The sequence below is a fragment of the Bacillus sp. 123MFChir2 genome (assembly GCF_000383235.1).
GTDB lineage: Bacteria > Bacillota > Bacilli > Bacillales > Bacillaceae_G > Bacillus_A.
Genome location: NZ_KB910924.1, coordinates 48,122 through 72,567, shown reverse-complemented (window position 1 = coordinate 72,567; position 24,446 = coordinate 48,122). Strand labels below are relative to the sequence as shown.

Here is a 24,446-nt window from a genome sequence, read left to right as displayed (position 1 = left end):
TCGACTTGCAGAATCCACAAAAAGAAACTGTGAGAAAAGCTACTCAAAAAGATTTCAATGCATTCTAAAAATGGCTGCCTATAATTGGTGGTCATTTTTATTTTTGTGAAAAGGTGGTGAATGTGTGGATAAATCAATAAAAGGGATTACGATACAACTTGGTGCAGATACAAGTAAATTAGGTAACGCACTAAAAGATGTTACAAAGGAATCTGTAGCTTTATCTCAAGAATTGAAACAAGTTGAGAGGGGACTGAAGTTTAATCCTGGTAACGCTGAATTGGTTGCACAGAAGCAACAAATATTAGCTGAGCAAGTGACCGTAACAACTGAAAAGCTAAATAAGCTAAAAGAAGCACAAACGCACATTAATCAAAAGTTTGCAGAAGGTAAGATATCACCAGAACAGTACAGGGCGTTTAACCGTGAAGTAATCGCGACTGAAAACCATCTGAAAAGCCTGCAAAACTCTATGCGAGAGATGGAAGCTGAAGAAGGCCGTATAGCTAGTTCCACAAGACAACTAGAAACACTATTCCAAGCCACAGGGACAAGTGTAGACAACTTTTCTAGTGCTTTAGGTGGTAGACTAGTCAACGCAATCAAAAGCGGTACAGCGTCGTCTAAACAACTTGACGAAGCTATTAATAAAATTGGTGTGGAAGCATTAGGAACAAGAACTGACTTGGAAAAAATGAAACAAATTCTTGCAACGATTGATGATGGTAATTCTGTAGAGAATGTAAGAAAAGAATTATCTAAGTTATCACAAGAAGCTGAACAAACAGGTAAGAAGTTCAAAGAACTTGATATCGGTTTAGAAAATATGTTAGGTGCAGGTATTACTGGTGCTGGAATAGATAAAGTTATTGAGACTGCACTAGATACATCCAAGTTAAAAACAAAAATCGATATATCATTTAATGTTCCCGAGGAATCTAAAAAATCAGTAGAAACAGCTATAAGAGGTATTGAAGCATATGGAGTTGATGGGGCAGAGGCACTTGAAGGTGTTCGTCGCCAATGGGCATTAAATAAAACGGCTTCTGATGAAGCAAACACATCTCTTGTGAAACAAGCAGCAACCATTTCTCAAACATATGAGGGTATTGATTTTACTGAGTTAATCCAGGAAACAAACGAGATTTCCAGTGAGTTAGGGATATCTCAAGAAGGCGCGATGGGTATGGCTGATGCGCTATTGAAAGTAGGCTTTCCGCCAGAGCAACTAGACATTATCGCCGAATATGGTGGTCAATTAACTCGTGCTGGGTTCAAAGCTGAAGAAGTACAAGCGATTATGGAAGCCGGGATTGAAACGGGTACATGGAATATTGATAACCTGTTAGACGGACTAAAGGAAGGACGGGTTAAATTAAATGAATTTGCACAAGGGGCAGATAAGGCGTTAAAAGAAGCGCTTGATGGCTCTGGGATTGCAACTGAACAAATAGAACAATGGGGAGCGGCTGTTGCTAAAGGTGGAAGCGAAGGTTCGCAAGCAATGGTAGAAGTGGCTAAAGCAATTGATGCGATAGAAGATCCTGTTAAAAAGAATCAAGTTGGAGTTAAAGTTCTAGCCACTATGTATGAAGATCAAGGACAAAACATAACTAACACTTTAATAGGTGCTTCAAAAAAAACAATAGATTTTAAGAAAAACCAAGATCAACTTAATGAATCAGTAAAAAAATTAGATGCTTCACCAGCCGTTAAATTTCAGAAAGCCATGGGGGATTTAAAAATTGCACTAGAACCAGTGTTAGAGGTTGTTGCAAATGTAATTGGTAAATTAGCCGGATGGATTTCGGAAAACCCTAAATTAGCAGCAACATTAGCAGCTATAGCAACCGTAATCGGTATTATATCTGGTGCAATATTAGCATTAGCACCTATATTCATAACGTTGTCTAGTATAGTTGGTGTGCTTGCTGGTGCATTTGGTGTTGCTACAGGTGTAATGTGGGGGATTGTACCGATTATTATTGCTGGGATAGTTGCCTTAATTGTTGCTATCGTTAAAAACTGGGATTCTATTAAGCAGAAAACAATTGATATATGGAATTCAATTATTGAATTTCTTTCTAACTTGTGGAATGGGATTGTGGATACAACTTCAGATATTTGGGAAAAAGTTGTTGAAGTGACGACAAGTGTTTGGGATGGAATCAAGGATTTCTTTGCTGAGCTTTGGGCCGGTATAGTAGAGCTATTTACAACTACTGTGAATGGTATTCGTGATTTCTTTGTCCAATCATGGACAACCGTATCAGAATTTTTTATGAGCATATGGAATGGTATTGTCGCATTCTTAACACCTATTCTTCAAGGTATAGCGGATTTCTTTTCAATGATTTGGAACGGAATTTCAACAGTTATACAAGCGATTTGGGGGTTCATCGCACAATACTTACAAGCAATTTGGACAGCTATTTTGTATTTTGCTACTCCAATATTTGAAAGTGTAAAACAATTTATTGTTGATACTTGGAATACAATCAGTTCAACAACGAGTTCTGTATGGCAAGCAATAACAGATTTCTTATCATCAGTTTGGAACGGACTCGTTAGTTTTGTTACACCAATCTTTGAATCTATAAAGAATTTCATCATATCCGCATGGAACACGATCAGTTCAACAACAAGTACAGTGTGGAATGCAATCGTTAGTTTCTTAACTGGATTATGGAATGGTATTGTTTCAGTTGCCACAACAATATTTAATGCTATAAGAAGTGCAATTGAATCTGTGTGGAACTGGATCAGTAGTACAAGTAGTAGCATATGGAATGGGATTAGTTCTGTGTTATCAAGTGTTTGGAACGGAATTAAATCGACAGCATCATCCATTTGGGAAGGCCTAAAAGAAACAATTATGGGTCCTGTCCGACGGGTTACTGATGCAGTTACTAGTGCATTTGATGGAATGAAGTCAGGTATTTTAGATGCATGGGACGGCATTAAGTCTGGTATTAAAGCAACAATAAATTTTATCATTAAAATGATTAATAAATTTATAGATGGATTTAATACGCCGGCCGATGCACTAAACAAAATACCTGGTGTTGATGCACCGAAAATTCCACATGTGCCAATGCTCGCTAAAGGTGGACATGTTCTTAGTGATGGTCAATTCATAGCTGGTGAAGCTGGGCCAGAGTTGTTTACTAAAAAGGGAAATAAGGTATCTGTAACACCATTATCATCAAGAGAGAAATCACTTGGTATCACGGGTACAATTAAAGAATTAGTTGCGAATATGAATCGTACGATGGCTGGTAATATAAAGTCACTGAGCGAAAACGCAATGCGTGTAACGAATGTTTCATATGAAGGAATGTCTGGTATGGATTCAACTCCCAAAGATGTAGTTGTACGGCTAACTGTAGATCAACCCGTAATTGTGGATGGCCGTACTGTACAGCGCTCTGTACGAAAAGAAGATTTAAGAATAGAAAAAATTGACTTTCTGAAAGGGAGGATATGATAAGTATGCCAGATACAATTCTTTTATTTAAAAATGGACAAACTTGTTCCCTTAAGAAAGACCACAATGTTGAAACGTTAGAGTTAACAGTAGATCCACCTAAAATAGAGTCAGATAAGATGAAAATGAAAGGGCAATTCGGTGTTCAATATTACAATAAAAGCTATACAGAACGAGGTTGTCAGCTCAGGGTCCTTGTAAACACGATGGACATAGAGGGTGTTTATGAAAAAAGAAACGAGTTGTACGCCCTATTTGGAAGATTAGATGATTTCTATATTATATATTCACGAGAACCAGGCATACGGAGACGGGTTGAGTATCAAAATATCAATATTAACCGTCCGCCTGGTTCTTTATTATTTGAGATTATCATTGAATTTTCAATGCCTGACGGATTTGGTGAAAGTATATTTACCTCTTTAGACGTTAAAGGGTGGGATACTAATAAATTTGCTTGGGGTATGAATTTGGAGTGGGACCATAAATATGATTACACATTCAAAGAAAAAATGTTCCATTTTAAAAACGTCGGAACGATGGAAATTAATCCGTCGCAACATGACATAACATGGCGTATTAAATGTGATCCACGTTATTTAAAGATTACTAACTTTACTACTAATGATTCGTTGACTATTTACAATCCTTCTGCCGTTTCACAGGGAATCATTGTTATTAAGGGTCTTCATATAGAAGATGAATATGGTCGCAATTTAGTACGGCATGCAGATGCAGGTGAAATACATCTTGCATCTGGTATAAACCAAATTAAAATCGAATCCTCCACATTCCATTGGTGTGAAGTGAATACAAGATTTTACTACTTGTAATTAAGGAGGAACACAAAATGTCTAAATCTATTAATGAAAAACATCAACCTGCATTGATAATCACACGATTACTTTATAAAGAGGGAATAATAACAAAAGAAGAGTTTGAAAAAGAATTAGAATTATTAGAAGAACAATTTAGTGATTGGGATAATCAAAAAAATAATGATATTTTCTTTGAATAATAGAATTCTCCCGTTCAATTGGGATTAATGAATACTTAGCTTTTATAGAAAGGAGAGAATGCTATGAGTTTATCAAGACAATATTATATAAATACCCTTATGTCTGCTGATGAACGCAAAGAATTGAACTTAGAAGTAGACAACATCTATTCGGAGCTTGTGAACAACAACAATTTTATTGTTAGGGTTCAACAAGCTCTTTTAAATTTAGCAGAAAAGGAAGCTCTTGATGTTGCCAAATTACAGTCTTTAATAGCAAGTGGAGACGCCAATGCTTTAAATGTAGTCAAAAAAATGATCTCGGATTTTCTAGCAGCAAAGCCGTCAAATTTTGATGAGGTAGTCGCGGCAAGGCTAGGAGAAAAGACATTATATGATTTGAATCAAAAAATAAAAACAAAGCTTGATAATACAGATAGTTTTCAACGTATTAAATTAACCGATGACAATGGAGACACCATTGCGCTTAAAGAAGAGACTGATCTTAATCAAGTAATTAAAACTGGATTTTATAGAGGTCGTAATCTTGAAAATTCTCCTAAGAAATTAGGTTTTTATTGGTACATTCAAGTTTATTCGCATAATGAAAGTAATTATGCTTGTATGCAGGTCGCGTATAGCTTGAATAGCACAGCGGAGAATAGTTTGTATGTCCGCAAAAAAGCTAACAATACTTGGACAGATTGGAAGCAGTTAGCTTTATTTGGTGCTTATGATGACATTAAACAAGAAGTGTTAAATGTAAAAGGCGTTCATCCTTCGTTAGATGCGGCAATCAAATCAATGATTCCGTATAACAGTGCAATTTCTTACGGAAACGATAACACGGCATTCCAAAAGTCATTAAATGAATCGGCAGGAAAAACATTAGATATTCCAGCGGGGACATATACAATTGGCGATTTAGAAATTCCGAGTAACATAACCGTTCGTGCTGATCCGAATGCGGTTTTCGTTTTAAAGGCAGGAAGTACAACATTCTTTACTAACAAAGATACAGTCAACATTGGCGGATATGATAAGACAAGGAGTATCACTTTTAAAGGTGGATTATTTGATCTTAAAAAACTAAAAGATGCAAAAGCATTTGTGTTATCACATTGTCAGGATGTTGTGATTGATACAAAAGTTATCAATGGCGGGGAGTCACAGGCATACGTTGCTTTAAATGCTGTGAAAGACTCAGAAATAGATATTGAAGCTATAGATTGCACTGCTACGACGTCGATAGGTGCAACGGTAGGTATTTATATATCCAATGATAAAAACACGCTCACAAACCAAAATACAAAGCCTTACGATTTAACGCCATGTGACAATGTTAAAGTTGCCCTTAAATTAAAAAATGTGAAAAAAGGTCTAGTAGAAATTGGTCCCGTTGATAAAGTGATTCATAAAAACATTACTTATAATGTTCAAGCCGCAAATGTGCTAGAAGAACTTGGATTGTTTAATAATATGTCTTACTTCAAGACAGAAAAAGTAATAGGAAATGACGTTGGACATGGTTTGATATTCCAAATTCTAAACGACACCTGTGAAGATTTTACGCTTGAAGGTATAAATATTAGAAATGGTAAAAATAAAGAAACCTCACGAGGAGTTTGGTTCAAGAGTAAAGAAGGTGACACTGCTCCTCAATATCAAAATGTGAGGATTTTAAACCCTGTTATTAAGACTATGAATGCTGGAATTGTAACTGATTATGGATACGGAGTAAGGATTACAAATCCAGACGTTACTTATTGTCAAGAAGATGGGATTTGGTGTTATTTCACATTGGACTGGAGCTGTATAGGTGGTGTCGCAAAATACAACAATCAACGCGGCTGGCCGCGCGCTGACATTCACATTGGTGAGGGCGGTAAAAAGACATTTAGAGCAATATTAGCAAACTGTCAAGCGAGAACAGTAATGCTTGTTGGTATTCAAGATAGTATTGTAACGAATGTAATTGTAAAAGGCGGCGGATTCACATATAACAAAAATGATTTCAATAACAAAATCGATTATTTAGAAGTAGGTTGGTAGTATGAAACGTGTTGAAAGACCTAAAATTGAACAACTGAGTACTGGAGATCAATTTCATCTGGTTGACATGAAACTTTTTGAGGTAATAGAGGGCAAGAATGAACCGTCCTCTATTCGCTTTGAAGTTCCAGACACAAAAATGAATAAAAAAGTATATGGATATGTGGAAGATAGGAATCTACTTATCTTTGAAGGTCAATACTACATTATTCTAGTGAATCATCTTGATGAATTAGGGTTCAAGGATTGTGATGCAATACAAGTTGGTGCCGAGTTATCTTTACAAACACAAGAAAATAAGGTCACTGGTTCCCTTTCAATAGAAGAAGGACTTGCCCACACATTTAAGGGAAGTAACTTCAAATATATCAATCGTTGTTCGAAGCATAATCAACTACAGTTTGAAAACTTCGGTGGCGAAAGTCGAATGAAAATGATTCGAAAGCTATTAGATCGATTCGATATTGAATGTATATTCGATAATATGACTGTTATTTTCGCTGATAGAATTGGTAAAACAACGGACAAGTTATATAAGTTTGGTTATAACGTGAATGCCATTAAGAAAACAACTGATGACAGTAATTGTTCCTTCTCTGTTTTACTGTTAGGTCATAAACCATCTAAAGAAGAGGGAGATGGCCCACAATTTACGTATTATTATGAATCACCTCTTAAATACAAGATGCCAGAACTCATTCGTTACAGACAAGCTGAAAACATTGAGGATGACAAAATCAAAAGTGTAGAAACAGCAAGGAAACGTTGTGAAGAGGCTGTAAATGACATTCCTGTAGTTTTTATCACTGTGGACCATAAAGAAGCAAGCTTCGATGATTCAAATGAACCAAAAGTCGGAGATAAAGCAATTCTACAACATCACAAGTACAACATGGATTTTGATGTACGTGTAGTAAAACGGACTCGTTATCCATTTGAACAGACACCAAACGTCTATGAGTTTAGTAATAAACGAGAAGAACTTGTGGATCGTACGGAAGAACAAAAGAAATGGGCCGCGGATATTCTTTCCGTTGTAAAAGAATTGGATAAAAAGCTATTAGAGGAATCCAATAACTATACAGACCGTATTAACGAAATGACAGACAAAAAGGTCGAAGAAGCCAAGAAAGAAAGCGAAGCAGCGAAGAAACTTGCTGAATTAGTGAAAGAAAATCAAAAGAACTTCCAAACTACAATCATTGAAAGTAATGCGGAACCAACTACTAATCTTGAACCTGGTAAAACGCTTTGGCTAGATACTTCAAAAGGTAGACCAGGCATTCTGAAAAAATGGAACGGTAAAACATGGGATGTAATCGTTCCAGATGTAGATGCAGTTAAAAAAGAAGCATTAGAACAAGTAAATAAACAGGTAGAAACAACGAGAACAGAGCTTAATGAAAAAGTAGCAACCGTTCAAAAAGAAGCTAATGGAAAATATAATGAAGTAAAAGAAACTGTTGATGGTGTTAATCGAACTATAAAAAATGTTCAAAATGAACAAGGTGACATTAGTAAAAAAATTACCCAAATGGAACAAACATCTGATGGATTCAAGCAATCTATTGAATCATTAAATAAAAAAAATGAAACCATCAGCAACAAAATAAACACAGTTGAACAAACTGTGGAAGGTACGAAAAAACTGATTTCTGATGTGCAGTCTGATACAAATTCACTAAAAAAGGCAACAACTGAAATTAAAGAGCAGGCAGGTCAAGTAAGTGAAAAATTAACAAGTGTCGAGAAGAAATTTGATGATATTAAAATTGGTGGTCAGAACTTTTATAAACAAAAAGCTTTCAGTGCAGCTGGTGGAACAAGTGTATCATACGATGATAATAATCAATGGTGGAATGTGACAATTCCGACGGGAAATAAAAGTTTATGGAAAGGCATCATGTACAATGCTAAGAACGCTATTTTGTACGCTGGAAGGACATATACAATCAGTTACGAAGTATATGCTGATGAAGTCGTTCCGTTAGCGGTTGATATCAATAACACAGGAGTTAAAACTAGTACAGGATCAAATGACAATGACGTTACAGCTAAACGTATAATGCGTACGCCTAACACTATTCCTGGTAAGTGGACTAAAGCTTCAGTTACCTTTACAATGCCAGATAATATCACTCAAGATTTTTATGACAATTCGGTTCTTGGTGTAGGTGGAGGGTGGATCCCTTCGAAAAACACAAACATTAAAATAAGAAACATGCAATTAGAAGAAGGCAATATAGCGACAGGGTATCGTACTCCGTCAGAGGATCAAATGTCTAATGAAGAGTTCACCAAGAAAACAACCGAGATCGTAAAGAGTGTGGAGGGCATAAAAGAAAACATAACAAAGGTTGAAAGTAATCAAAATAAGTTTGAGCAACGTGTTACTACTGTAGAGAAAAATGCAGAAGGTATTAAACAAAGTGTTAGCAGTATCCAGGAAACACAAACAGCGCAAGGAAAGCAAATAAAAGAAGCGAAATCTACACTGGAAGCACAAGCAGAAGCGATAAAAGCAAAGGTAACAATCACAGAAGTGGGTAACTATGTTAGCAGTATAGGAATGGATAACTTAATTAGAAATTCATTATTAAAAACAGATTCAAAGCATTGGTCCTTACATCCTAATGTTGTACGTGACACAAATGTTATGTATAACGGTTCTTACAGCATTAAAACAGACCAAATTGGGTTAACTGCTGATAATTGGCATGGTGGCATTAGTGGAAAAGTTAAAGCTGTAGCCGGTGAAGATTTTGTCATATCTGGTTGGTTTATGACTGATGATAAAAGCAAAATAGACAAGGGTGTAAGGATAGAAATAGAATTTTATAATGCTTCTGGAGCTAGAATCTCTAGTCCTGGTTTTGATATTCCTCTAGAAAATAACGTTTGGAAATTCGCATCAGGAACAGCAAAAGCACCAGCGGGTACAGCGCTTGTTGATGCTAGGTTCTATGTAGTAAGAAACGGTAAACTTTGGGCGTCTAAAATGATGTTACAGCGTGGAATGAAGCCATCTGAGTTTACAGAGAATGCAATGGACGTTGTCGGTAGAGATGAATTATTAGGACAGATTGCAGAAAAGGTAGCGACAGCTGATTACAATAAGAAAACAGAGCAAATCGATCGTGAGATTGCCGCTACAAAAGAAGGAATTAGCCTTTCAGCTAAAAAGACAGAAGTATACACACGAGTGGAAGCTGATGGTAAGTATGCCACAAGTGCTTATGTAAAAACGATGGAATCACGTATTGATGTTACTGAAAAAAGTATTCTTAGCACAGTTAGAGTCGGTAATCTCATCTCAAGTATTAACCAAACGGCAGAAAAGATTCAAATTGAAGCAAAGCGTATTAATCTAATTGGCGCGGTTACAGCGGAATCAATTGCTGGTAAATTGCTCGAAGGTATTACGATTAGAGCGAAAGACCCGAAGGATAGTAATAACTTTTCAGAGATGTCAAATGGTAAAGTTTTTACACAAGGAGTTCAAACTCCAGCTCAATGGAATCAGTGGTCAAAGAAAGTTGTTACAGGTTTAGAAAAGGGAAGTTTTTATAGTAAAGGTTATAAAGAAAACGGAACTGAAGCAAATTCTCTCAGTATTGCAGCATGGGGATTGAATCTTAACAATGGTAATGATAGCGCAACATATGGAGCTGGATCACTTATTATAAATGATAAAGGTCAAAATAAGTCTATCACCGCAAAATCTTATGATGAGGCTAGATGGTGGAGACCGTCATTACAACTTGATAACCCCGAAAGAGGTGAAGTTGCAGATATAACATCAGATGCAATTCATTTTTATAATGTTAATGGTCGCTATCAGAATGAATGGGTTACCGAGTCTAACGCATCACATTTAACTCTATATAAAACAATGCTTGATTGTAGCGACCATTGGAATGGAAAATTACAAATTAAATCCGGCAATGGATCAAGTCATAATGGTGTAGTGGCAACAGAATTTCAAACTACGTCTCAACGGAAACTAAAAACATATATAAAAGATTTACAGTTTAATGCTTTACAAGATGTTTTAGATTTACAAATTAAAGAATACTACTTCAAAAGCGATGTAGCTACTTTATATGAAATGCGGACAAAAAAAGAAACTGGACAAGTTCCGTACACATTGAAAGATATTCCAAAGCATTATGGTTTTATGGTTGATGATTGCCCATTACCATTTACTGATGAGCAACGTAACGGTGTCAATCTATATGGTTCGTTATCAGTCACGATAAAAGGTTTTCAACAATATGTAGAAAAAACAGACGATAGACTAAATCAAATAGAAAAGGTGATTAATAGTGAAAATAACAGCAAACACAGAAATGTACGCAAAAGTGGTGGAAGAACAGTTAAACGCAGCAACCCAAGAGAAAAATATTTATCTGGCTCGCGTAATCGAACTAGAAGCGGAAACCCAAAAGTTAAGAGAAGAAAATGAGAAGTTGAAACCAAAGTCTGCTAATAAGTAAGGCTTTTTTATTTTGATAATTATTTAAAATAATAAATTACAATATATAGTTAATATGTTATTATTTTAAATGTTATGTCTAACAAATTATTACATAGGAGGAAAACTATGAAAAAGAAATTTATGTTAATGTTGCTACTGTTTGCTTTGATGGTAGGATTAAACCCTCATGCAACAACGCAGGCGCAAACTACTAACACACAAGGTGAACAATTTGAACAAGGAAAATATGATTTACAAGCCGAGTTTCCTTTCGGATATAATTGGAATAAAAATTCACCTTATGTTGGAACAGATGTTACTAAAATAAAATGGGAGCATAAGGTTTACTGGGGAGAAGGAGCTTTCGGTAAAAACATGCAACCATTTAATAATCAACCAGCAATTGGACGGGATGGCACTGTCTATGCATCAAATAGCAATGGAAAGTTATATGCGTTTAATAAAGATGGATCTGTTAAATGGATTAAAGATGATGTTACAAATTGGGGCACTCCACCAGTTATAGCGGAAGATGGAACTATATATGTTGCTGGAAGTGGCTTAACGGCATTAAATCCAGATGGATCAATTAAATGGCAACATAAAACTCCTCATAAAATGCCTCTTGTTAACCAATATCTTATTATTGGTAATGATGGTACAATTTATTTACGTAATCTTAATAAATCTCAGTTAGAAGCTTATAATCCAGATGGATCAATGAAATGGGCTTCATCTGAATTTCGAGATGGTTTAAATAAAGCTAACTATATGGTACTTTCAAAAAACGGTACACTTTATATTTTAGATCGTAACTCTTTGTATGCCTACGATAAAAACGGAAAGCAACTATGGAAGAAAACTGTCGGAGGAGACGTTTACCATCCTCCAGGAACACTTTCTTTGGGTTTAAATGACGAAATACTTATTACTGATAGAAACAATTTATGCGTTTTTGATAAAGACGGAAATTTATTACACACTATCAATACTGGTGAGAAAGAAATAGTGTCTGAACCTGTAATTTCTACGGAAGATGGAACCATTTATATAATTAAAAGTGATTACCAAAGTGCTTACCTATTATATGCATATAATCCAGACTATACTTTAAAGTGGAAATATGAAACTAAGGGCATGAATCCGGGATTAACACTTGATAAAAATGGTGTAATATATTTTACAGCATCATCATCAAATTTGGGAGTGCATGCGTTAAATCCCGATGGAACATTAAAATGGAAACTTCCTATTGAAGAAGGTATGAGCTATTTGGATGTTAGAATTACGATTGGTAAAGATGGAACTTTATACACTACAGGAAAAGGGGTTAGAGAAGTTAAAGGTCAATATGGTGGAGAATCATATTATTCTCTAATGGCAATTGGCGATGACTATACAGACAACGCATGTACTAAAGAAAGTACTTATATGGAAGTACTGAAATCACTTCGAGCAAAAAGTAAGAAAGCAAAATTAACAGAAGATGAAAAGAAAGAAGCACGTGATATTTTAAAAGAATTATCCGACGATCTTGATAAGAAAGATAACTAAATTTGATTTTTTAAGAATTAAATAACTTGTAAAAGAGAGTGGCTATGGCTGCTCTTTTTATTTTGGAAGGAGAATGAAAGTGTTAATTAATATGGAGAATTTACAAATTGTACATGCCTATTTGTTCGGAGGCGTAAAGTTTCTTGATTTGCTAGGTATTCTAATGCTCGTTGATATTATAACAGGTATCACAAGAGCAATTAAGGAGAACCGATTACATAGCAGAAGCGCTCTTTTCGGTTATGCTCGTAAAATTGGAGTATTTGGGATTATTATTCTAGCAAACATTATAGATGTTATTTTGTCGCTTAATGGAGCTGTGGCATTTGCTACGGTTCTTTTTTATGTCGCAAATGAGGGGTTATCCATCATTGAGAACCTTACACAAATTGGCGTTAAAGTTCCTTCAGTGATTTCAAATAAATTACATGTAATTGAAAACGAAAAGGAAAAAGAAAAAGGAGAGAATGAATAATGACTAAACATATTATTGATATTTCAAAATGGAACGAAAATATTAACTGGGATGTAGCTGCTGAAAATATTGATTTGGCAATCTGTCGTGTGCAATATGGTTTAAATAAAGTAGACAAGCTATATAATGACCACGTAGAAAATCTAGAAGCGTATGGGATTCCTCATGCTGCTTATGCATATGGTTGCTATGTATCTGTAGAAGATGCAATTGTGGAAGCGAAAGACTTCATGGCTCGTGTTAGCCCTAATGCTAAATTTTTAGTGCTAGACGTTGAAGATGATACATTATCTAGCTGCGGTGGAACGAACCTGGCAGAAGCGTCACAAGCATTCATTGATACATGTAAAGCCGCAGGGTGGAAAGTAGGATACTATGTATCTCATCATATGTACAATTCCTATGGATTACAAAATGTACAAGCTGATTTCCTATGGATTCCTCGCTATGGAGCAAAACCTAAATATCCTTGCGATCTTTGGCAATACGCTGATAATGCGACAGGTGGATATGTAGAAGGTATTGGTAATTGTGATGTAAACAAACTTATTGGCGATAAGTCGCTAGAATGGTTTATAGGAAGTGAGTCTCAACTTGTTCTTCCACAAGAAGAAGCTTTAGGATACCTTACAACAACTGCTGATGTAGCGAATATTCGTAAAGAACCTAATGTAAATGCATCTATTATGCGTCAAGCAACAAAAGGGCAAGGGCATACGTATTATGAATGGTCTTATGATGGTTCTCATTTCTGGTATCGAGTAAACCCAGAAAACTGGATGCGTGATGATACAGCAAGTATCAATAAAGATGGTAAATCACAGGGTGTCGTGTGGGTAAATGCGACTGATGTTAACTTACGAAAAGGTGCATCGACTGGCGACCCTGTTATGAATAAAATTACAAAGCGATCTGCTTATGACGTTCATTATCGTTACAAAAATTGGATTTATGTAACGGGTGAGGGCGTTGAAGGTTGGATGTATTTCGATGAGTCATATGTAAATTGGCTTAGATAATGAAGGGAACTGACTTTTGTACTTTTATTTTTATGTGATGAGCCCCAACGCTATCAAACTAATAAAACAAAGTACCTTCTAAAGTGAAAAAAATACGCTATTCTTTCTATAAAATTATAGGGGAGGAGTTAATATTCTTAAGTTGATGGGTATATGATGCGATTCTAAGTAATTTAAACTAACTTTATTCATTATTAGGAGCTTGTCCATTTCGCTTTCTCTCTTTTTTTCATAGTTTATATAAAGTTTGATAGAAAGGGGGAACCGAAATGGTAATAACTTGTATTGCACAAGTTAACGATCAATTTTTCCTAGTTACCGAAGTTGATGGAGTTGAAATTAGAATTCGTATTTCAGCTCAATTGGCAGCGATTTTGAAGGTATTAGGTGTACCATCATGCGAATAGTAAGTGATAAGTGAGATTTCTTCATATCGAATGAAGCTGAAGGCGTTGAAGGTTGGATGCAGTTCGATGAGTCTTATGTGCATTAGCTTAGATAATGAATAGAGCTGACTCCTATGAGTTGGCTCTTTTTTTATGCATTTTTTTATTTTATAGGGGGGCGCCATATTAAAAAAGAAAATTTATGCGTTTAGAAACACTTTAATCGATTCCCTGTACGTTAAGGAATCAGTTATATATTTTACTTCTTTTTAAAGGATTTTTATCTTGTCATTAAGGTTTCTATAGAAGACAGATGAAGTGTTCAGCCAATTGCAATTACAAAACAAATTCCTTTATTCATTTATATTTCCAATAATCATATTTCTCAACTTATTTCCAAACTCCTTTCTTCCATAAAATGTCATCAAAGTTATGCTGTTGAATATTTTTAAAGGGGGGGAGGTGATCTTCATGAATCTATAGAGAAAATCATTCTCACATGATAACGATTTCTAAAAGGGGGAAGGTTTATGAAAAGAAGTTTTAAATTCCTGTTCACGTCCGTTTTTTCTTTGATTTGTGTTTTGTACTTTCAAACGAACGCTTTTGCTGCACCAGCACACGATGGAGTTGTCAAAATGGAGCAACCGTCGGGCGAATCGTTTCAAGCTACGGTGCATGGAGATGAATGGTTCCATTGGGCAAGCACAAAGGATGGTGACGTACTTTTACAAGATCAGAAGGGGTATTGGAATTACGCTGAACTTACATCAAACGAACTGAAATCGACGGGCAAAAAATATAAAATTGACAAGAAGCCTGCAAAAGCGGTAAATGAGAACAATTTGAACAAATGGATAGAGAAGTACAACCCTCAAGCAAAGAAAAAACAGGAGTTCAAGAATGAGCTACCAAAAGAATTTACGGGATCACCAGAAAATGTTGACGGAACTGTCACTCCAATTTCAGGACCTCAAAAATTACTTGTTGTGTTAATTGGGTTTACAGATGTTGATATCGCATATAACGACAATGATTGGAGTAACAGATTCTTTTCTGCAAATCAAAAGTCAGTAAAGAATTACTATAATGAAGTGAGTAATGGAAAAGCACAGATCACTCCGGTATCCGAAACATATGGTACGCAAAATGATGGGGTGGTTAAAGTGAAATTAGATTATGCTCATCCGGATACATCGGGAAAAGACATTAGAACGGTTATAACAGATGCACTGGCTAAAGCTGATCCTACGGTGAATTTTGCTAGTTTTGATACCAATAATGATCAAGTCATTAACTCTAAAGATGGCTTCTACATTGTAACTGTTCTTGCTGGCAATGAAGAGGCTAGTGGTGGTGCAGCGCCAAATGTTTGGGCACATCAGTGGTATGCTCCTAACACAAATCATGATGGTGTTACAGTATCAGGTATGTATACGACGCAGGGTGAAAAACAATATGGTCATATGGCAACGATCGGTATCCCTGCTCATGAATTGGGTCATTCCTTTGGCCTTCCAGATTTATATGGCGTTAATAATCGTGTGGGTGGTCTAAGTATAATGGCTAATGGAGCTTGGAATAGTCTTCAAGGAGAAGATTATGGAGCTACACCTGATCATATGGATGCCTGGTCAAAAGTAAAATTAGGATTTGTAACACCAACTGTAGTAAATACCACCAACAATTTCACTCTAAATACGACCTCAAATAACTATAATGTTTTAAAGATTCCTTTAAAGGATAATACGTATTTTTTAGTTGAGAATCGCCAAAAGGTTGGGTATGATGCAAGCTTGCCAACAAATTCTGGTGGCGTTGCAGTTTGGCATATTGATGAATCCATGAATAATATTGATAATGACCCTCATCCTTTCATTGATATAGAACAATCCGTCAGTGAATACCAAGACCCATTCTATTACACGAATCAAAATCACGCCGCTTCCTTTGGTCCAGACACCAATCCGAATAGTAATACCTACACTGGAGAAAAATCGGGAGTATCGATTACGACGACAAGCACAAGTGGTTCTGCCATGAATGTAGCGGTCACAACAAAAGAAGCTAATTGGATTCCGCAAACAAATTGGGCACTAAAATATGTAGACAGCTATAGTTCGTACGATTTGGGTACGTATGCCTTTGATGGAAACAAAAACACGTTTTGGCATACGAACTGGAGCCCCGTAGCTCCAATGCCGCACGAGATTCAAATTGATTTAGGTGCAACCTATAGCCTCTCCAAATTCAACTACTTGCCAAGACAAGACGGCCAAGTGAACGGAACGATTAAGGGCTATGAGTTCTACGTCAGTAGTGATGGAGTGAATTGGGGAACAGCTGTAGCCACAGGTACCTTTACAAGTGATACCACTTTGAAAGAAGTCAGCTTTGCAGCCAAGACAGGTCGCTATATTAAATTGCGTGCCTTAAGCGAGATAAACAATAATCCATGGACAAGTGCGGCTGAAATCAATGTATTTGGAGTGGCGCAATAATGTATTTGTGGGGGTAGTTATTGAAATCATAGAAGGAAGGAAAAAAATATATTTTTTTCTTTCCAAGTAGGTGTGAACTTGATAAGTCTTATGTGAATTGATTGAGATAACAAACAAAAAGCCCTGATGAAGAGTAGAGCATCAGGGCTTTTTGCTGTTTGACAAGATGACAGTTTCTTAATCAAACATTGGTTATGACATTACAAATACGAAAGTAGAAAATTGGCTACAACATTAATATAACATTATATTAAGATTATTGTAAGCGTTTTGTTAATAAAAGTAAAATAACTTAGATATGGTAACCGATTGTTTATGGTTACGACGTCAGGGCTCCGTTCTGCACTAGATAATATATTACCACAAGATAAACTACCAAGTTTAACAGCATATGGTTTTCAAACAGGTACAATGGCAATTATAACTGCAGATAAAGACGAGGAGTCAACTGATCTATCTGTGAAGCATAGTAGAGAGAAAGATGAATACCAGATGTTTAAACCAACAGGCTGGAAAGGATATAATGATAAAAACATTGGGCTTGATGAACATAAAAATACGTCTGTAGATAATTATACAATTGATTGGAAAAATAATGAAATCGTTCACAAGTAAAAGTGAATAATAAATAGAGATGTTAAACAAGCCCTCTCGTGTGAGAAGGGCTTGTTTCTTTTGTGTTTATTTTTTTACACTGTTTTCTATATAATAGAAGGAAATAAAAAAATATATTTTGTTACTACCAAGTTGGTGTAAACCTAATGCGCCTTATGGCAACAAAAAATATTTATTTTGTGCCATTTGGGCAAGATTCACCGCATAATAAGCCCAATTCTATGGTAGCGCGAATGGAATTATTACAAGATACAATTGTTGAATCGCTAGAAGGGAAACAACTCCAACCTGTAGTTGTAGAAAAATTCAAGTATATGAATTAACAATCAAAAAACAGACAATTTTTTTCATGAAACCATCATTCTTATCGCAGAATATGATAAAATTAATTCTATTAAGAATGAGAAGGAGTATTTTTTACTCCTTTTTATTCTAAGTATAGAAGGATTGGTACCTAGAAAGGGGCATAGTGATGGAAAAGAAAAAATCTTTTCATGTCGCTGTAGTTGGAGCAACCGGCGCAGTTGGTGAACAAATGTTAAATACTTTAGAGAAACGTAATTTTCCAATTGGAAAGTTATCGTTGCTTTCATCTAAACGTTCTGCAGGCAAAACGCTTTTATTTAAAGGAGAAGAAGTAACAGTACAAGAAGCTACTCCTGAAAGTTTTGAAGGAGTGGATATTGCACTCTTCAGTGCGGGTGGATCTGTATCAAAACAATTAGCACCAGAAGCAGCAAAACGCGGTGCAATCGTTGTCGATAATACGAGCGCGTTTCGCATGACAGAAAATGTTCCGCTTGTTGTACCAGAAGTAAACGAAAAAGATTTATTAGAGCATAATGGAATTATTGCAAATCCAAACTGTTCTACCATTCAAATGGTAGTTGCTCTTGAACCAGTTCGTCAAAACTTTGGTTTAAAACGAGTAATCGTTTCCACATATCAAGCTGTATCAGGAGCAGGAGCGGCTGCAATTGAAGAGCTACATGAACAATCACAAGCCATTTTAAACGGTGAAGAGGCAAAAGCAAATGTTTTACCAGTAAAAGGTGATGAAAAGCATTATCCAATTGCATTTAATGCGATTCCACAAATTGATAAGTTTGAAGATAATGGCTTTACATTTGAAGAAATGAAAATGATTAATGAAACAAAGAAAATTATGCATATGCCAGATCTTGAAGTAGCGGCAACATGTGTCCGCTTGCCGGTTGTATCAGGTCACTCTGAATCGGTGTATATTGAAGTGGAAAAAGAAGGTATAACAGTAGAAGAGCTGCGCACCCTGTTAGCGAATGCAGAAGGAGTTGTACTGCAAGATAATCCAGCAGAACAAGTATATCCAATGCCAGCAACTGCAGTGGGTAAAAACGAAGTATTCGTTGGTCGCATTCGTAAAGATTTAAACAATGATAAAGGATTCCATCTTTGGGTCGTATCTGATAACTTATTAAAAGGGGCTGCATGGAACTCTGTTCAAATTGCAGAACGATTAGTGAAATTACAATTAGTGTAAACGGCTAAAAGAAGGTGCAAAAATGAAAATTATTGTCCAAAAATTTGGTGGTACATCTGTACGTGATGAAAATGGTCGAAAACACGCCCTTCATCACATCAAAAAATCATTAAAAGAAGGCTATAAAATTGTAGTTGTTGTATCTGCGATGGGTCGCAAAGGTGAGCCATATGCGACTGATACATTACTAAGCCTTGTAAGTGAAAAACAATCGTTTATTTCAAAACGTGAACAAGATTTATTGTTGTCTTGTGGTGAGTTAATTTCGGCAATTGTGTTTTCGAATATGTTAAATGAAAATGAAATTAAAGCGGCAGCATTCAATGGTGCACAAGCTGGCTTTATTACAAATGATGATTTTACAAACGCTAAAATCATTGAAATGAACTGTGAACGTATACGTAAAGAATTAGAAGAAGTAGATGTAATTGTCGTAACGGGATTTCAAGGGCAAACGAAAGAAGGCGATACGACAACACTTGGACGCGGTGGAAGTGATACATCAGCATCGGCATTAGGTGTTGCGCTTCATGCCGAATATATTGATATCTTTACAGATGTAGAAGGTGTGATGACAGCTGATCCTCGTATTGTAAAAGATGCGCGTCACCTTGAAAATGTAACATATAATGAAATCTGTAATATGGCATATCAAGGCGCGAAAGTTGTTCACCCTCGTGCTGTTGAAATTGCGATGCATGCAAAAGTACCTCTGCGTGTGCGTTCTACGTATTCTGATAGCGAAGGTACTCTAATTGCAGCGTATGATGGTGCAACAAAAGGTCGTGATGTACAAGAGCGTCCTGTAACTGGTATTGCTCATGTTTCCGATGTAACACAAATTAAAGTGTTAGCAAAAGACGGGGCATATGATTTACAAACAGAAGTTTTCAAAGAAATGGCAAATGAGAAGATTAGCGTAGATTTGATCAATATTTCTCCTACCGGTGTAGCATACACAGTTAGTGATGATGTTGCAGATCGAGCAGTTGAAGTGCTTCATAAGCTTGGATATGATCCAATTGTAACGGAGCATTGTGCAAAAGTATCTATTGTTGGAGCTGGTATCGCAGGTGTTCCAGGTGTTACAGCGAAAATTGTCACATCATTAGCTGAAAATGGAGTTCAAATATTGCAATCAGCAGATAGCCATACAACAATATGGGTACTTGTGAAAGAAGAGAAACTTGTAGATGCTGTAAATGCACTTCATCGCGCATTTGAGCTTTCGAAAGAAAAGCAACTGGAATTATAAGGAGTGAGACCATGAGAGATTTTGGGACAATTGCAACTGCGATGGTCACACCGTTTGATAAAAATGGAAACATCGATTTTGCAAAGACAACAAAATTGGTAAATTATTTGATTGATAACGGGACAACATCAATCGTTGTAGGAGGAACGACAGGTGAATCTCCTACATTAACATCTGAAGAAAAAGTAGCGTTATATCATCATGTCGTATCTGTTGTTGATAAGAGGGTGCCTGTGATAGCTGGAACTGGTAGCAACAATACACATGCTTCTGTGGAGCTTACGAAAAAAGCTGAAGAAGTAGGCGTAGATGCGATTATGTTAGTTGCACCATATTATAATAAACCAAGTCAGGAAGGTATGTATCAGCACTTTAAAACAATTGCTGAAAGTACAAAACTCCCGATCATGCTATACAACGTTCCAGGTCGATCTATTGTACAGATTTCTGTTGATACAGTTGTTCGTTTATCGCAAATTCCAAACATTGTTGCAATTAAGGATGCGGGTGGCGACGTATTAACGATGACAGAAATCATTGAAAAAACAGATGATGATTTTGCTGTTTACAGTGGTGATGACGGATTAACATTGCCAGCTATGGCAATTGGAGCAAAAGGTATTGTATCTGTTGCTTCTCATATTATTGGTAATGAAATGCAAGACATGATTACAGCATTCCAAACTGGTGATATGAAAACAGCGCAAAAGCTTCATCAATTGTTAGTAAGAGTGACAAATGCATTATTTATGGCACCGAGTCCAACTCCAGTCAAGACGGCATTGCAAATCGTAGGATTAGACGTTGGTTCTGTTCGTTTACCTCTTCTACCATTAACTGAAGAAGAAAGAACGCAATTACTTGAAGTTATACAATCTATTCCTCGCTAATAGGAAAGTGGCTTAGTGATATTTGCTAAGCCACTTTTTGTATTTTATCCCGCTATTTTGAAGATATGATTGCCGTTTATAAAACATTTTTACTACCAGACGGTTTACTGTACTGTTACCTAGTTTATTGTCTTATACATATTCTTCTCTTTTCTTTCTTATAATTTAACTTGTGTTCTATTTCTTATATCAGTTATAATATGGCTAAGTAGCTTAGTACGGGTATGCTTAGCAATAATGGAAAAACTTTACGGGTTATCGGATTTTGTATGAATTTACATAAAACATTTGATTTATATAATGAAAGAGAGGTGGAACCTGGTTTAAAAACAAAAAACGTGATAAGATCTTCGTTTTAGATGTTGAAAAATGATGGTGGAGTTCCCCCTGGTTTCTCTACAATGTTAGCGGGATCAGTTTTTATACTATTTTTAAACCAGGCAACAACATGAAGAAGAAAGAGATAGATACTGTAAAAGTATTCGCTCTCGGCGGAGTGGGCGAAATTGGAAAGAATATGTACTGCGTGGAAATTGATTCTGAAATTTTTATTGTGGATGCAGGACTTATGTTTCCAGAAGAAGAGATGTTTGGAATAGATATTGTTATTCCTGATATCACATATTTAGTGGAAAATAAAGAGCGTGTAAAAGGACTATTTTTAACACACGGCCATGAAGACCATATTGGTGGTATTGTTTATGTGTTAAGAAAATTGGATATTCCAGTTTATGGGACGAAATTAACGAATGGTCTTGTGAAAGAAAAATTAGGAGAAGCAGGCATGTTAGGCCGTGTTGATTTAAGAACGATTGATTCTAATGCTACTGTAGAATTCGATACAACAACGGTTTCTTTCTTTAAAACAACACATAGTATTCCAGATGCTGTGGGTGTTTGTTTCCATACATCACAAGGTGCAGTTGTATATACTGGTGATTTTAAATTTGATCAAACACCTATCGGGAATAATGGTTCAGATATTGGGAAAATGGCTCAAATCGGCAATGAGGGTGTACTTTGTTTACTATCTGATAGTACAAATGCAGAGCGTCCTGGCTATACAGGATCTGAGAGAGAAGTCGGTATAGAGATCTCTAAAGTATTTTATAATTCAGAAGGCCGTATTATTGTAGCTTCATTTGCGTCTAATGTTCATCGTATTCAACAAGTTTTTGATGCGGCTTATGAAACTGGTCGTAAGGTAGCGGTTGTGGGACGAAGTATGGTAAAGGTAGTTGATATTGCATATAATCTAGGCTATTTAAATATTCCAGACGGTATGTTAATTTCACTGCAGGATGTTGATAATTATCCTGAGAAAAAGGTGGCAATTTTAACGACTGGAAGTCAAGGTGAGCCAATGGCTGCCCTTTCTAGAATGGCAAGACAAGCCCATAAACAAATTTCAATTCGTAAAGGTGATACAGTCATTATTGCAGCATCCCCAATTCCAGGGAATGAAACATCTGTCTCAAGAACAATTGATTTACTATTTAGAGCAGGTGCGGATGTCGTATATTATGGAGAAAAGAAAGTCCATGTTTCTGGGCATGGTAGTCAAGAAGAATTGAAGTTAATGTTGAATTTAATGAAACCGAAATATTTCGTGCCTGTACATGGTGAATTTCGAATGCAAAAAGCGCACGCCCGTTTAGCTCAAGATGTTGGAATTCATTCGGGTCGCATTTTTATCACTGAAAAAGGTGAAGTAATCTCCTTTACAGATGGTGTAGCGAAACCAGCAGGGAAGGTTCCAGCTGGAAATGTATTGATTGATGGATTAGGCGTTGGTGATGTTGGGAATATTGTGTTACGAGATCGAAAAATGTTATCGCAAGACGGTATCTTAGTCGTTGTTGTAACCCTTGGGAAAGATGAGAAAAAAATTATTTCTGGACCAGAAATAATTTCGCGAGGCTTTGTTTATGTTCGTGAATCTGAAGCGTTAATTGAAAAATCAACTGATATCGTACGTACAATTGTAGAACAATCTATTAAAGAATATTCTATTGAATGGTCAACGTTAAAACAAAATATTCGTGAATTACTTGGACAATTTTTATTTGAAAAAACGAAAAGAAAACCGATGATTTTACCAATTATCATGGAAGTATAAGAGAGAGCTGCCTATATAGGTAGCTTTTTCTTTTGTCCTCTGTCGAATGAAATTTATAACTTAACAAATAATAGTTATATACATGAGAAAGGGGATACGACATGATAGAGCGTGATGAAATGAAAAGTGAAGAAAAAGAGCCTGAGAAAAAAGAAGAGACGAAAGAAGCTTCTGTATTAGAGAAAATTCAGCAGCTTGGACAGACAAATGTCCCGCAATTAAATGAATCGCGTATTCATTGTTTAACGATTATAGGGCAAATTGAAGGGCATGTGCAGTTGCCACCACAAAATAAAACGACGAAATATGAACATGTTATTCCGCAAATTGTAGCGATTGAACAAAATCCTAAAATTGAAGGATTATTAATTTTGTTAAATACAGTTGGAGGGGATGTGGAAGCTGGGCTTGCGCTTTCTGAAATGATCGCTTCGCTTTCCAAACCGACTGTATCGATTGTACTTGGCGGAGGCCATTCCATTGGTGTGCCAATTGCGGTATCAACAGATTATTCATTCATTGCAGAAACAGCAACAATGACAATTCACCCTATTCGTCTTACAGGTCTTGTAATAGGTGTCCCACAAACATTTGAGTATTTAGATAAAATGCAAGAGCGTGTTATTCGTTTTGTAACAAAGCATTCTAAAGTAACAGAAGATCGTTTTAAGGAGTTAATGTTTGCAAAAGGGAATTTAACGCGAGATATTGGTACAAATGTTGTCGGTTTGGATGCGGTGAAATATGGTTTAATTGATGATGTTGGAGGGATTGGTCAAGCAATCAAAAAATTAAATGAATTAATTGATACAAAAGCATCAACTGAACAAGGCGGGGCGTTGTTACAATGATTTTATATACGATTATGCCAGAGCAACTCGTGTATCCGATGGATCAAAGAGAATTTGCGAAACAGAAAATTATTCACGTAGATGGTATTGATATGGTTGTGGAAATGGGAAATGAAAATAAATACTCTGTTGTACGTGTGTTAAGTACAAACCCTCAACATTTTTTACAATATGAACCGGGACAGAAAATATCCTTTTCTTAAAAGCAGGATTTTGTTTATGAACTATGGTATAATATAAAAAACAAGA

Annotated in this window: 16 protein-coding genes and 2 pseudogenes; all 18 read left to right on the top strand. The window is 36.1% G+C overall.

The features are described 5' to 3' along the window. Nucleotides 1-124 precede the first annotated feature (124 nt). The 18 genes and pseudogenes from H280_RS0100290 (at nt 125) to H280_RS0100205 (ending at nt 24,400) form a co-directional block, all read left to right on the top strand. Nucleotides 125-3,487, top strand: a complete 3,363-nt coding sequence (locus H280_RS0100290; RefSeq protein WP_020059099.1) for a hypothetical protein — start codon at nt 125-127, stop codon at nt 3,485-3,487. 5 nt (nt 3,488-3,492) lie between these two features. Continuing rightward, nucleotides 3,493-4,320, top strand: coding sequence for a phage tail domain-containing protein (locus H280_RS0100285; protein WP_020059098.1), 828 nt, complete (start codon nt 3,493-3,495; stop codon nt 4,318-4,320). Between the two features lie 17 nt (nt 4,321-4,337). After that, complete coding sequence (locus H280_RS25555) at nt 4,338-4,505, top strand: hypothetical protein (protein WP_020059097.1); 168 nt, start codon at nt 4,338-4,340, stop codon at nt 4,503-4,505. A 63-nt stretch (nt 4,506-4,568) separates the two neighbouring features. Then, on the top strand, nt 4,569-6,536 hold the full coding sequence (locus tag H280_RS0100275; RefSeq protein ID WP_020059096.1) for a pyocin knob domain-containing protein: 1,968 nt from the start codon (nt 4,569-4,571) through the stop codon (nt 6,534-6,536). Nucleotide 6,537: 1 nt separating this feature from the next. Then, on the top strand, nt 6,538-11,001 hold the full coding sequence (locus tag H280_RS24325; RefSeq protein ID WP_020059095.1) for a phage tail protein: 4,464 nt from the start codon (nt 6,538-6,540) through the stop codon (nt 10,999-11,001). Nucleotides 11,002-11,139: 138 nt separating this feature from the next. Next, on the top strand, nt 11,140-12,567 hold the full coding sequence (locus H280_RS0100265) for an outer membrane protein assembly factor BamB family protein (RefSeq protein ID WP_020059094.1): 1,428 nt from the start codon (nt 11,140-11,142) through the stop codon (nt 12,565-12,567). A gap of 73 nt (nt 12,568-12,640) precedes the next feature. After that, a complete protein-coding gene (locus H280_RS0100260; protein WP_034303079.1) occupies nt 12,641-13,042 on the top strand; it encodes a phage holin family protein in 402 nt (133 codons plus the stop codon). Then, nucleotides 13,042-14,061, top strand: a complete 1,020-nt coding sequence (locus tag H280_RS0100255; protein ID WP_020059092.1) for a GH25 family lysozyme — start codon at nt 13,042-13,044, stop codon at nt 14,059-14,061. The genes H280_RS0100260 and H280_RS0100255 overlap by 1 nt, the downstream gene beginning before the upstream one ends. 269 nt (nt 14,062-14,330) lie before the next feature. Beyond that, complete coding sequence (locus H280_RS25550) at nt 14,331-14,468, top strand: DUF3956 family protein (RefSeq protein WP_020059091.1); 138 nt, start codon at nt 14,331-14,333, stop codon at nt 14,466-14,468. Nucleotides 14,469-14,977: 509 nt separating this feature from the next. Continuing rightward, complete coding sequence (locus H280_RS0100245) at nt 14,978-16,948, top strand: M6 family metalloprotease domain-containing protein (protein ID WP_020059090.1); 1,971 nt, start codon at nt 14,978-14,980, stop codon at nt 16,946-16,948. Between the two features lie 306 nt (nt 16,949-17,254). Then, nucleotides 17,255-17,563: pseudogene (locus H280_RS0100240) on the top strand (leukocidin family pore-forming toxin); the annotation flags it as partial. A gap of 134 nt (nt 17,564-17,697) precedes the next feature. Further along, nucleotides 17,698-17,886 (top strand): annotated as a pseudogene (gene spoVFB, locus H280_RS0100235) (dipicolinate synthase subunit B); the annotation flags it as partial. Nucleotides 17,887-18,035: 149 nt separating this feature from the next. Next, nucleotides 18,036-19,082, top strand: a complete 1,047-nt coding sequence (asd, locus tag H280_RS0100230; RefSeq protein ID WP_020059087.1) for an aspartate-semialdehyde dehydrogenase — start codon at nt 18,036-18,038, stop codon at nt 19,080-19,082. A gap of 22 nt (nt 19,083-19,104) precedes the next feature. Further along, a complete protein-coding gene (gene dapG / locus H280_RS0100225) occupies nt 19,105-20,337 on the top strand; it encodes an aspartate kinase (RefSeq protein ID WP_020059086.1) in 1,233 nt (410 codons plus the stop codon). Between the two features lie 11 nt (nt 20,338-20,348). Further along, nucleotides 20,349-21,227, top strand: coding sequence for a 4-hydroxy-tetrahydrodipicolinate synthase (gene dapA / locus H280_RS0100220; protein ID WP_020059085.1), 879 nt, complete (start codon nt 20,349-20,351; stop codon nt 21,225-21,227). 448 nt (nt 21,228-21,675) lie between these two features. Next, on the top strand, nt 21,676-23,346 hold the full coding sequence (locus H280_RS0100215) for a ribonuclease J (protein ID WP_020059084.1): 1,671 nt from the start codon (nt 21,676-21,678) through the stop codon (nt 23,344-23,346). 119 nt (nt 23,347-23,465) lie between these two features. After that, nucleotides 23,466-24,197, top strand: a complete 732-nt coding sequence (locus H280_RS0100210; RefSeq protein WP_442852810.1) for a ClpP family protease — start codon at nt 23,466-23,468, stop codon at nt 24,195-24,197. After that, complete coding sequence (locus H280_RS0100205; protein WP_020059082.1) at nt 24,194-24,400, top strand: YlzJ-like family protein; 207 nt, start codon at nt 24,194-24,196, stop codon at nt 24,398-24,400. Before H280_RS0100210 ends, H280_RS0100205 begins: the two co-directional genes overlap by 4 nt. Nucleotides 24,401-24,446: the final 46 nt, after the last annotated feature.